The following is an 11771-nucleotide window of genomic DNA, read 5'->3' on the forward strand; positions in this document are numbered from 1 at the left end:
GCAGTAGTTTTCACGTGATCTGGCGGGTCAGGCGCAAGGCATTGAGCACCACGGTCAGCGAGCTGATGGACATGCCGATCGCGGCCCACACCGGGGTGACCCAGCCGAGGGCGGCGAACGGCAACATCAGGCCATTGTACAGGCTGGCCCAGATCAGGTTCTCGATGATGATCCGCCGGGTCCGCCGGGCCAGGCCGATGGCTTGTACCAGGGCGCCCAGGCGATTGGACAGCAGCACCGCGTCGGCGCTGGTCTTGGCCAGGTCGGTGGCCGTGCCCATGGCCACGCTGATATCGGCGGCGGCCAGGACCGGCACGTCATTCACGCCGTCACCGAGCATCAGCACCTTGTGGCCCTGGCTATGCAGGTCGCGCAGCACTTGCAACTTGTCGTCCGGGCGCAGGCCGCCCCGGGCTTCATCGATGCCCAGTTCGGCGGCGACGCTGGCGACCATCGGCGAGCTGTCGCCGGACAGCAGCAGTGTGCGCCAGCCCCGGACCCGGCAGGCTGCCAACAATGCGGGGGCGTCGTCCCGCAGGCGGTCGTCGAGGACAAACCAGGCCAGTGGCCCTTGGGTGTCGCCCAGCAGCAGCCATTGTCCGGCTTCGTCCGGCGTTGGCGGCAGCGGGCTGGCGCCGAGTTCGCAGACAAACGCCGCCTGGCCGATCCGCAGCAACTGCTCGCCGACCCGGCCCTCAAGGCCCAGGCCGGGGGTGCCGTGGACCTCTTCGGCGGCTTGCGGGGCCCGGCCGAAGGCGCGGGCAATCGGGTGCTCGGAACGGTTTTCCAGGGCGGCGGCGAGGCTCAGGCAGCGTTCGCTGTCCAGCTCGCGCAACGGGCGGATGGAACGCAGGGTCAGGCGGCCTTCGGTGAGGGTGCCGGTCTTGTCGAAAATCACCGTGTCGATCTGGTTCAGGCCCTCGAGCACGTGGCCGCGGGTCAACAGCAGGCCGAGCTTGTGCAGGGTGCCGGTGGCGGCGGTCAGGGCGGTGGGGGTGGCCAGTGACAAGGCGCACGGACAGGTGGCGACCAGCATCGCCAGCACGATCCAGAACGCCCGGGTCGGGTCCAGTTGCCACCAGATCAGGCCGATGACCGCTGCGGCGATCAGCGAGAACAGCAGGAACCACTGCGCGGCGCGGTCGGCGAGCTGCGCCAGGCGCGGCTTTTCGCTCTGGGCACGGTCAAGCAGGCGGACGATGGCGGACAGGCGGGTGTCCTGGCCGAGGGCCATGACCTCGACGGTCAACGCGCTTTCGACGTTCAGGGTGCCGGCGGTGACCGCATCCCCCACGGTGCGCGGTTGTGGCAGGTACTCGCCGGTCAGCAGGGATTCGTCGATGCTCGACTGGCCGTCGATAATCCGCCCGTCAGCCGGCAGCACGGCACCGGGATGCACCAACACCCGCTCCCCCAGGCGCAGTTCACTGAGCAGGATGCGTTCGCTCTGGCTGTCGGCTCCCAGGCGCAGGCAGGACGCGGGTAGCAGGTTGACCAGTTGCGCGGTGGCGGCGGCGGTGCGTTCGCGGGCGCGGCGTTCCAGGTAGCGGCCGGCCAGCAGGAACAGCGCGAACATGCCCACGGCGTCGAAATAGAGTTCGCCGACCCCGGTAATCGCGGTCCAGATTCCGGCGAAGTAGGCGCTGCCAATGGCCAGCGAGACCGAGACATCCATGGTCAGATGGCGGGTGCGCAGGTCGCGAAAGGCACCGCGAAAGAACGGCGCACAGCTGTAGAAGACGATGGGTGTGGTCAGGAACAATGCGACCCAGCGCAGGATGGTGTGCAGTTCCGGACTGAGGTCGATATTGAATTCCGGCCAGGTGGCCATGGTCGCCATCATCGCCTGGAACCACAGCAGGCCGGCCAGGCCCAGTTGGCGCAGGGATTTGCGGTTTTCGCTGGCGAGCTGTTCGCTGGCCTGGTCGGCCTGATAGGGGTGCGCGGCGTAGCCGATATGGCGCAGTTCGCCGAGGATCTGGCTCAGCGGCAGCTGGCTGTCGGCCCAACGCAGCTGCAGGCGGTGATTGGACAGGTTCAGCCGCGCCTCGGCCACGGCGGGCAGGCCGAGCAGGTGTTTCTCGATCAGCCAGCCGCAGGCGGCGCAACTGATGCCCTCCATCAGCAGGGTCGCTTCGGCGAGTTCGCCGTCATGGCGGACAAAGGGTTTTTGCACGTCGCTGCGGTCGTACAGCGCCAGTTCGTCCACCAGTTGCACCGGCAGGCTTTCGGGGTTGGCCGAAGTTTCGCTGCGATGGCTGTAATAGTGTTCCAGGCCACCGGCAACAATCGCCTGCGCCACCGCCTGGCAACCCGGACAGCAGAACTCGCGGGGCTCGCCCAGGACGACAGCGGTGAAGCGACTGCCGGAGGGGACGGGCAGGGCGCAGTGGTAACAGGGTGTCGGGGTTGTCATAGGCGCCATCGGTCACTGTAGGAGCCGGCTTGCCGGCGATGGGCCCTTGAACCTGGCATTGCCTGTTCGGACGCCATCGCCGGCAAGCCAGCTCCCACAGAAGCGGGATCGTATTTATTTGCTCTGTTCTTCAGCGCCTTGCAGCGGCTCATCGCCCAGCTTCAGGTCCTTGTCCTGGCTGATCTGTTCTTCCTCGAACATGCGCCAGGTCTTGTCGCCTTCGACCCCCAGCAACTCGACAAAGCGCCGGCCTTCGATCTTGTCGGCCAGTTGCCCGATATAACGCCCCGGTTCGCTGGCGCTGCGGTTCAGGATGACCTTGCGGTCCTTCTCCGGCTGGGTCGGCGAGATCAGGTTCAGCTCGACACTGGCCGGCTGGCTGTTGCCCAGCAGGCGCAGGTCGACCTCACCGGTGACTTCGTCCAGATGCACGCTGGCATGCAGCTTCAGGCTCTGGGCGAGCAGTTCGCGGTCCAGGGAGCGGTTGATGCCCTTGCCGGCCTCGTAGTAATTGTCGTTGACCAGGTTGTCCGGGTTCTTCACCGCAATGGTCACCATCGACAGGGTCAGGGTCACCGAGCAGGCCATGATCCCGATCAGGATCCAGGGCCAGAGGTGCTTGTACCAGGGGCTTGCGGCGGTTGCTGCGGGCATCGTGTCGTTCCTTAACGGATTTGCGGGCCGATGAATCGGCTCTTGGCTTCAATATGAACGCTGTCGTCATCGGCATCGCGCAAGGTGAATTTCACCTCGTTGGTACTCGACGGCAGTTGCTCGGGGGCGCTGGACAGTTCCATCGGCATGCTGAATATCTCGCCGGCGGCCACGTGGATTTCGCGCTTGCCCTGGAGTTTCAGGTCGGGCAGTCCGCTGGCGTCCAGGACATAGGTATGGTCGCGCTGATCCTTGTTCATGATCTTCAGGCTGTAGACGTTTTCGATCCGCCCTTCGGCGTTCTCGCGGTACAGCACGCGGTCCTTGCTGACGTCGAAACCCACCAGCGGACGCATGAAGAACGCCGTCACCAGCAGGCCGATCATGGTCAGCAGCACCAGTGCATAACCGATCAGGCGTGGCCGCAGCTTATGGGTTTTCTGCCCGGAAAGGTTGTGTTCGGTGGTGTAGCTGATCAGCCCGCGGGGGTACTGCATCTTGTCCATGATGCTGTCGCAGGCGTCGATGCAGGCGGCGCAGCCGATGCACTCGATCTGCAAGCCGTCGCGAATGTCGATACCGGTGGGGCAGACCTGCACGCACATCGTGCAGTCGATGCAGTCGCCCAGGCCCTGGGCCTTGTAGTCGACGCCTTTCTTGCGCGGACCCCGCTCTTCGCCCCGGCGCGGGTCGTAGGAGACGATCAGCGTGTCCTTGTCGAACATCACGCTCTGGAAGCGCGCATAGGGGCACATGTAGATGCACACCTGTTCGCGCAGCCAGCCGGCGTTGCCGTAGGTGGCGAGGGTGAAGAAGCCGACCCAGAAGTACGACCAGCCATCGGCCTCGCCGGTGAAGAAGCTGATGACCAGTTCGCGAATCGGCGAGAAGTAGCCGACAAAGGTCATGCCGGTGACAAAACCGATCAGCAGCCACAGGCTGTGCTTGGCGAATTTGCGCAGGAATTTGTTGGCGCCCATGGGCGCCTTGTCCAGCTTGATGCGCTGGTTGCGGTCGCCTTCGGTGACCTTTTCACACCACATGAAGATCCAGGTCCAGACGCTTTGCGGACAGGTATAGCCGCACCAGACCCGTCCGGCATAGACGGTAATGAAGAACAGGCCGAAGGCGGCGATGATCAGCAGACCCGAGAGCAGGATGAAGTCCTGGGGCCAGAAGGTCGCGCCGAAGATGAAGAACTTGCGTTCGGGCAGGTTCCACCACACGGCTTGGTGACCGCCCCAGCTCAGCCACACGGTACCGAAGTACAGCAGGAACAGGCCGGCCCCCCCCACCATCCGCAGGTTGCGGAACAGGCCGGTGAAGGCACGGGTGTAGATTTTCTCTCGCGAAGCGTAGAGGTCGACAGTTGCATTGGCGGGTTTGGCAGGTGGCGTGACGTCGTGTACCGGAATCTGCTTGCTCATTATTGCGTCCCACGGCTGGGGGAAATGCCTCGGTCAGTACGTGCCGACCGCGATCGGAAAGAGTAGTGCAATGGCGCAATGATACGCCCGTCCCTGCGCTCCAAGGGTGCGACCTTTGGTCGCGTTGGGTCTGCGCTCAGTATGGTGTAGCAGATGTAACAAAGCATGATCCAAGTCAATTGACTATAGATGATTGATCGTGAGTGGGGGCGGATTGGCGCCGGCTATGGCGATCTCTGATCCGCCGACCCGTGGGGTGTTTCCTGCGTGTGGAAAGCGGCCGCGCGTAATGAAAACGGCCCCGCCAGTTATGCTGGTGGGGCCGTCGGGGGTTGCTCAAACTGGCTTATTCAGCAGGTTTGTTATCACCGTGGGACAGGCTGTAGACATAGGCGGCGAGCAAGTGAACCTTGTCGTTGCCCTGCAACTGCGCCTGGGCCGGCATCTGCCCTTGGCGACCATAACGGATGGTCTGTTGCAACTGCGCGAAGCTTGAACCGTAGATGAACGCCGCCGGGTGCGTCAGGTTCGGCGCGCCCATGGCCGGTGTGCCTTTACCTTCAGGACCGTGACAGGCCACGCAGTTGGTGGCGAAGAGTTTCTGCCCCGCCACCGGATCGGCCTTGGCGCCTTCCGGCAGCTTGCGCCCATCCAGGTTGGTCAGCACGAACGAGGCGACATCGGCCACGCCCTGCTCACCGATGACTTCGGCCCAGGCCGGCATCACCGCGTGGCGACCGCCCATGATGGTGGTCTTGATGGTTTCCGGTTCACCGCCCCAGCGCCAGTCTTCGTCGGTCAGGTTGGGGAAGCCGTAGGCGCCCTTGGCGTCGGAACCGTGGCACACCGAGCAGTTGGAGGCGAACAGCCGTGCGCCCATCTTCAGCGCCAACGGGTCCTTGGCCACGTCCTCGATGGGCATGGCCGCGTACTTGGCGAAGATCGGCCCGAACTTGGCATCCGAGCGGGCCATTTCCTTTTCCCACTCGTGCACGCCGGTCCAGCCGGTCTGGCCGTTGGCGAAGGCGGTCTGCTTATCGTTGTCGAGGTAGGCGTAGCCAGGCAGCAGGCCTTTCCAGTTGCCCAGGCCCGGGTACAGGACCAGGTAACCGAGGGCGAAGATGATGGTGCCGACGAACAGCATGAACCACCATTTGGGCAGCGGGTTGTCGTATTCCTCGATACCGTCGAAGGAGTGGCCAACCGTCTCCTCGGTCTGATCGGCGCGCTGTCCCTTGCGGGTGGACAGCAGCAGCCAGGTCAGGGCGAAGATGGTACCCAGAGTGAGGACTGTGACGTACAGACTCCAGAACATAGTCATTCTTTATTACTCCTAGACGCTTTTTCGACCTGCTTGATGGCTTCGGGGTCATCCGCGAAAGGCAACAGGGTTGCGTCCTCGAATTCCGATTTGCGCCGTGGGCTGAACACCCACAGCGCCAGGCCGATAAAGGCCACCATCACCACCAGGGTGCCCAGGCCACGAATCATCCCGATATCCATCCAGATCACCGTTTGCTTTTGATGATGGTGCCCAGGCCCTGCAAGTAGGCCACCAGCGCGTCCATTTCGGTCTTGCCCTTCACGGCATCCTTGGCCCCGGCGATGTCTTCGTCGGTGTAAGGCACGCCGAGGGTGCGCAGGACTTCCATTTTCTTCGCCGTGTCCTTGCCGTCGAGCCTGTTTTCCACCAGGAACGGATAAGCCGGCATTTTCGATTCGGGCACCACGTTGCGCGGGTTGTACAGGTGCGCGCGGTGCCAGTCATCGGAGTAACGCCCGCCGACCCGGGCCAGGTCCGGCCCGGTGCGCTTGGAACCCCAGAGGAACGGGTGGTCCCAGACGCTTTCACCGGCTACAGAATAGTGCCCGTAGCGTTCGGTCTCGGCGCGGAACGGGCGGATCATCTGCGAGTGGCAGCCGACACAACCGTTGGCGATAAAGATGTCACGGCCTTCCAGTTCCAGTGCCGGGCGCGGCTTCATGCCTTCGACCGGCTTGTTGGTGACGTCCTGGAAGAACAACGGGACGATCTGGGTCAGGCCGCCGATGCTCACGGCGATGACCATCAGGAAGGCCAGCAGGCCGATATTCTTCTCGACTACTTCGTGCTTCATCAGTGAGCTCCAACGACAGCGATCTGAGCGGCGGCTTCAGCTTCAGCCGGGTCCGAGGCGCGAACGGTACGGAACACGTTGTAGGCCATGAGCAGCATGCCGCTGGCGAAGAACGCACCGCCGATGGCGCGTACGATATAGCCGGGGTGGCTGGCCTGCAGGGCTTCGACGAACGAGTAGGTCAGGGTGCCGTCGTCGTTGATCGCGCGCCACATCAGGCCCTGGGTGATGCCGTTGACCCACATCGAGGCGATATAGAGCACGGTGCCGATGGTGGCGAGCCAGAAGTGTGCGTTGATCAGGCCGACGCTGTGCATCTGCGGACGCCCGAAGATTTTCGGGATCATGTGGTACAGCGAGCCGATGGAGATCATCGCCACCCAACCCAGGGCCCCTGCGTGCACGTGACCGATGGTCCAGTCGGTGTAGTGGGACAGCGAGTTGACGGTCTTGATCGCCATCATCGGCCCTTCGAAGGTCGACATGCCGTAGAACGCCAGGGACACCACCAAAAAGCGCAGGATCGGGTCGGTGCGCAGCTTATGCCAGGCGCCCGAGAGGGTCATCATGCCGTTGATCATGCCGCCCCAGCTCGGTGCCAGGAGGATGATCGACATCGCCATGCCCAGGGACTGGGCCCAGTCCGGCAGGGCGGTGTAGTGCAGGTGGTGGGGACCGGCCCAGATGTACAGGGTGATCAGCGCCCAGAAGTGCACGATGGACAGGCGATAGGAGTAGATCGGCCGCTCGGCCTGTTTCGGCACGAAGTAGTACATCATCCCCAGGAAGCCGGTGGTCAGGAAGAAGCCCACGGCGTTGTGGCCGTACCACCACTGGATCATCGCGTCGGTTGCCCCGGCGTAGGCCGAGTAGGACTTGAAGAAACTCACCGGCAGCGAGATGTGGTTAACGATGTGCAGCATCGCGGTGACGAGGATGAAGGCCCCATAGAACCAGTTGCCGACATAGATGTGCTTGGTCTTGCGCTTGACGATGGTGCCGAAGAACACCAGGGCGTAGACCACCCAGACAATCGCCAGGAGGATTGCCAGCGGCCATTCCAGTTCGGCGTATTCCTTGGTGGTGGTGTAACCCAGGGGCAGGGTGATCCCGGCACCGACGATCACCGCCTGCCAACCCCAGAAGTGGAAGGCCGCGAGGCCGTCGGAGATCAGTCGTACCTGGCAGGTTCGCTGCACGACATAGTAGGAGGTGGCAAACAACGCACAACCACCGAAGGCGAAGATCACCAGGTTGGTGTGCAGCGGGCGCAGGCGTCCAAAACTCGTCCAGGGCAGGCCGAAATTCAACTCCGGCCAGACCAGTTGCGAGGCGATGAAGACACCGAGCCCCATGCCAAGGATCCCCCAGACCACCGTCATGATGGCGAACTGGCGGACTACCTTATAGTTATAAGCAGTCGGACTGATTGCTGTGCTCATTCTAAGGTTCCACGGTTTAGGTATATTTATTAGGGGTGAAAATCGCCCGCAAGTATGGATAAAGCCCAGGGTCATTGCAACGCGGCATGACCTGGGTCAATACCGTGCGACGCTGATTCTGCGGCCTTTCCATGCTCGGTGTAAGGTCAAAACGCGCCCTCGAAAAGGCCGGAATCGTCCGGCAGGCGAGGGGATGCGGTTTGATCGAAGTGAGCAAAGCTTAGTACCGATTCCCGGGAGTGGGTAGGCGGACTAAAAGAGAGGTGCGACATTGGGTCGCGTACAGGCGGGGAACTGTCGCATCCTGATCGATGCGACAGGAAATATCCGGTGGTTATTGGGCTTTGTTTTCTCCTTGACCGCCATGGGAGAGGCTGAACACGTAAGCGGCCAGCAACTGCACCTTATCGTTGCCGAGCAGTTCGCTCTGGGCCGGCATCTGGCCCTGGCGGCCGTGGCGGATGGTCTGCTGCAATTGCGCCAGGCTGCTACCGTAGATCAACCCGGCGGGCCGGGTCAGGTTCGGCGCGCCCATGGCCTGGGTACCCTTGCCTTCAGGGCCGTGGCAGGCCACGCAATTGGTGCTGAAGATCTGCTGTCCGGCTTGCAGGTTGGCGTCGCCGCCTTCGGTCAGCGGCAGGTGGCCCAGCTCATGACGGACATAGGCGGCGACATTCTTCACGCCGTCCTCGCCGAGGATTTCGCCCCAGGCCGGCATCGCCGCGATACGTCCGCCCATGATGGTCTGCTTGATGGTGTCGGCACTGCCGCCCCAGCGCCAGGTGGTTTCCACCAGGTTGGGGAAGCCGTAGGCGCCCTTGGCGTCCGAGCCATGGCACACCGCGCAGTTGGAGGCGAACAGGCGTCCGCCCATTTTCAGCGCTTGCGGGTCCTTGGCTACTTGTTCCACGGGCATGGCCGCGAATTTGGCGAAGATCGGTCCGAACTTGGCATCGGCCTTGTCCATTTCCTTTTCCCATTCGTGGACGCCGGTCCAGCCGTTCTCGTAGCCGGGCAGGATACCTTTCCAGTTGCCCAGGCCGGGGTAGAGGATCAGGTAGCCGACGGCAAACACCAGGGTCCCGGCGAACAGCATGAACCACCACTGCGGCAACGGGTTGTCGTACTCCTCGATGCCGTCGAAGCTGTGGCCCATGGTCTGGTCGACGCTGCCCTTGGTTTCACCCTTGCGTGTGCCGATCAGCAACCAGGTCAGGCCGATCAGGCTGCCGATGGTCAGTACGCAGATATACGCACTCCAGAAGGTGGTCATGGCCGGGTGCTCCTTGTTGCAGTGGGATCTTCAGGGGGGGCGGGAAGCGGCTCGTCATCGGCGAAGGGCAGCATGCAGGCTTCGGCGAACTCGGAAGTACGCTTGGCGTTGAACACCCAGAGGGCCAGGCCGATAAAGGCGATGAACACCACCAGGGTGCCGAGGCCGCGGATCATTCCGCTACTCATGTCCATGACTCACCTCTTGCTCTTGATCGAAGTGCCGAGCACTTGCAGGTAGGCGACCAGGGCGTCCATTTCGGTCTTGCCCTTCACGGACTCCCTGGCCCCGGCGATATCGTCGTCGGTGTAGGGCACGCCCAGGGTGCGCATCGCCCGCAGCTTGGTTTCGGTCAGGCTGTTGTCCAGCGGGTTGGCCACCAACCAGGGGTAGCCCGGCATTTTCGATTCCGGGACCACGTTGCGCGGGTTGTACAGGTGCGCGCGGTGCCAGTCTTCCGAGTAGCGTCCGCCGACCCGGGCCAGGTCCGGTCCGGTGCGCTTGGACCCCCAGAGGAACGGGTGGTCCCAGACGCTTTCACCGGCCACCGAGTAGTGCCCGTAGCGTTCGGTCTCGGCACGGAATGGGCGGATCATCTGCGAGTGACAGCCGACGCAGCCTTCGCGGATGTAGATATCGCGGCCTTCCAGTTGCAGTGCGGTGTAGGGCTTCATGCCTTCCACCGGCTTGTTGGTGACGTCCTGGAAAAACAGCGGAACGATCTGGGTCAGGCCGCCGATGCTCACGGCCAGCACCATCAGCAGCATCAGCAGGCCGACGTTCTTTTCAATCACTTCGTGTTTCATGACGAACTCCTCAGGCCATCTGCGCGGCGGCGATCACGGCGGCGGGTTGCGCGCCGCGCACGGTGCGCCAGGTGTTGTAGGCCATCAGCAACATGCCGCTGAAGAAGATTGCCCCGCCGATCAGCCGGACGACGTAGCCGGGGTGGCTGGCCACCAGGGTTTCGACGAAGGAGTAGGTCAGGGTGCCGTCATCGTTGACCGCGCGCCACATCAGGCCCTGGGCGATGCCGTTGACCCACATCGAGGCGATGTAGAGCACGGTGCCGATGGTAGCGAGCCAGAAGTGCGCGTTGATCAGGCCGATGCTGTGCATCTGCGGGCGGCCGAAGATTTTCGGGATCATGTGGTACAGCGCGCCGATGGAGATCATCGCCACCCAACCGAGGGCACCGGCGTGCACGTGGCCGATGGTCCAGTCGGTGTAGTGGGAGAGGGCGTTGACGGTCTTGATCGCCATCATCGGCCCTTCGAAGGTCGACATGCCGTAGAACGCCAGCGACACCACGAGGAAGCGCAGGATCGGGTCGCTGCGCAACTTATGCCAGGCCCCGGAGAGGGTCATCATGCCGTTGATCATGCCGCCCCAGCTCGGGGCCAGGAGGATCAGCGACATCACCATGCCCAGGGACTGGGCCCAGTCCGGCAGGGCGGTGTAGTGCAGGTGGTGGGGACCGGCCCAGATATACAGGGTGATCAGCGCCCAGAAGTGGACGATGGACAGGCGATAGGAATACACCGGGCGCTCGGCCTGTTTCGGCACGAAGTAGTACATCATCCCGAGGAAACCGGCGGTCAGGAAGAAGCCCACCGCGTTATGCCCGTACCACCACTGGACCATGGCATCGGTAGCGCCGGAGTAGATCGAGTAGGACTTGGTCAGGCTGACCGGCAGTTCCAGGTTGTTGACGATATGCAGGATCGCCACGGTGATGATGAAGGCACCGAAGAACCAGTTACCGACATAGATGTGCTTGGTGGTGCGCTTTACCAGCGTGCCGAAGAACACGATGGCGTAGGCGACCCAGACAATGGTGATCAGGATATCGATCGGCCATTCCAGTTCGGCGTATTCCTTGGAGCTGGTGTAGCCCAGCGGCAGGCTGATGGCCGCCAGGAGGATCACCAGTTGCCAGCCCCAGAAGGTGAACGCCGCGATCTTCGGCGCAAACAGCTGGGTCTGGCAGGTGCGTTGCACCGAGTAGTAGGAACTGGCGAACAGCGCGCAGCCACCGAAGGCGAAGATCACCGCATTGGTGTGCAGCGGGCGCAGGCGTCCAAAGCTCGTCCAGGGCAGGTTGAAGTTGAGTTCGGGCCAGACCAATTGGGCCGCGAGGAAAACCCCGAGCCCCATGCCGACGATGCCCCACACCACCGTCATAATGGCGAATTGGCGGACCACCTTGTAGTTGTAGGCGGTACTGATTGAAGTGTTCATGGTTCCCCATCCACGGTTCAGACCCGGCCGGCGCTGTTGCATTCGCGGGATCTGGAGTTATAGGCAGACTAAAAGCCAGCCAAGCATGGGCAAATAGCCAGCGGGTGGTATTGACGAAGGTCAATGGGGCGGGTTGAGCAGGCGCGGGCCTGTGGGCACGCGGAGCTTGTGTGGGAGCGGAGCTTGCCCGCGAAGAGGCCC

General features: G+C 63.0%; 11 protein-coding genes. All 11 read right to left on the reverse strand.

All coding sequences use genetic code 11. From position 1 onward, the window contains the following. Positions 1–10 precede the first annotated feature (10 nt). Complete coding sequence (locus M5C56_RS20030; protein WP_103499331.1) at positions 11–2416, reverse strand: heavy metal translocating P-type ATPase; 2406 nt, start codon at positions 2414–2416, stop codon at positions 11–13. Positions 2417–2530: 114 nt separating this feature from the next. Beyond that, complete coding sequence (locus M5C56_RS20035) at positions 2531–3070, reverse strand: FixH family protein (RefSeq protein ID WP_103499332.1); 540 nt, start codon at positions 3068–3070, stop codon at positions 2531–2533. Between the two features lie 11 nt (positions 3071–3081). Then, positions 3082–4497: a cytochrome c oxidase accessory protein CcoG gene (gene ccoG / locus M5C56_RS20040; protein WP_103499333.1), complete on the reverse strand. Its 1416-nt coding sequence runs from the start codon at positions 4495–4497 to the stop codon at positions 3082–3084. A gap of 346 nt (positions 4498–4843) precedes the next feature. Beyond that, on the reverse strand, positions 4844–5818 hold the full coding sequence (gene ccoP, locus M5C56_RS20045) for a cytochrome-c oxidase, cbb3-type subunit III (RefSeq protein WP_103499334.1): 975 nt from the start codon (positions 5816–5818) through the stop codon (positions 4844–4846). Beyond that, a complete protein-coding gene (locus M5C56_RS20050; RefSeq protein ID WP_100940961.1) occupies positions 5815–6000 on the reverse strand; it encodes a cbb3-type cytochrome c oxidase subunit 3 in 186 nt (61 codons plus the stop codon). Before M5C56_RS20050 ends, ccoP (M5C56_RS20045) begins: the two co-directional genes overlap by 4 nt. Before the next feature lie 5 nt (positions 6001–6005). Beyond that, on the reverse strand, positions 6006–6614 hold the full coding sequence (ccoO, locus tag M5C56_RS20055; protein ID WP_103499335.1) for a cytochrome-c oxidase, cbb3-type subunit II: 609 nt from the start codon (positions 6612–6614) through the stop codon (positions 6006–6008). Beyond that, positions 6614–8056: a cytochrome-c oxidase, cbb3-type subunit I gene (gene ccoN, locus M5C56_RS20060; RefSeq protein WP_247263295.1), complete on the reverse strand. Its 1443-nt coding sequence runs from the start codon at positions 8054–8056 to the stop codon at positions 6614–6616. Before ccoN (M5C56_RS20060) ends, ccoO (M5C56_RS20055) begins: the two co-directional genes overlap by 1 nt. A 334-nt stretch (positions 8057–8390) precedes the next feature. Continuing rightward, positions 8391–9329, reverse strand: a complete 939-nt coding sequence (gene ccoP, locus M5C56_RS20065) for a cytochrome-c oxidase, cbb3-type subunit III (protein WP_103499659.1) — start codon at positions 9327–9329, stop codon at positions 8391–8393. After that, positions 9326–9523 (reverse strand): CcoQ/FixQ family Cbb3-type cytochrome c oxidase assembly chaperone, encoded by a 198-nt coding sequence (locus M5C56_RS20070; RefSeq protein ID WP_103499660.1) that lies wholly within the window; start codon positions 9521–9523, stop codon positions 9326–9328. The genes ccoP (M5C56_RS20065) and M5C56_RS20070 overlap by 4 nt, the downstream gene beginning before the upstream one ends. Positions 9524–9526: 3 nt before the next feature. Then, positions 9527–10135 (reverse strand): cytochrome-c oxidase, cbb3-type subunit II, encoded by a 609-nt coding sequence (ccoO, locus tag M5C56_RS20075; RefSeq protein ID WP_103499661.1) that lies wholly within the window; start codon positions 10133–10135, stop codon positions 9527–9529. Positions 10136–10145: 10 nt separating this feature from the next. Further along, a complete protein-coding gene (gene ccoN, locus M5C56_RS20080; RefSeq protein WP_152737001.1) occupies positions 10146–11570 on the reverse strand; it encodes a cytochrome-c oxidase, cbb3-type subunit I in 1425 nt (474 codons plus the stop codon). Positions 11571–11771 lie beyond the last annotated feature (201 nt).

Source organism: Pseudomonas sp. MWU13-2862 (genome assembly GCF_023242495.1).
GTDB lineage: Bacteria > Pseudomonadota > Gammaproteobacteria > Pseudomonadales > Pseudomonadaceae > Aquipseudomonas > Aquipseudomonas gingeri_D.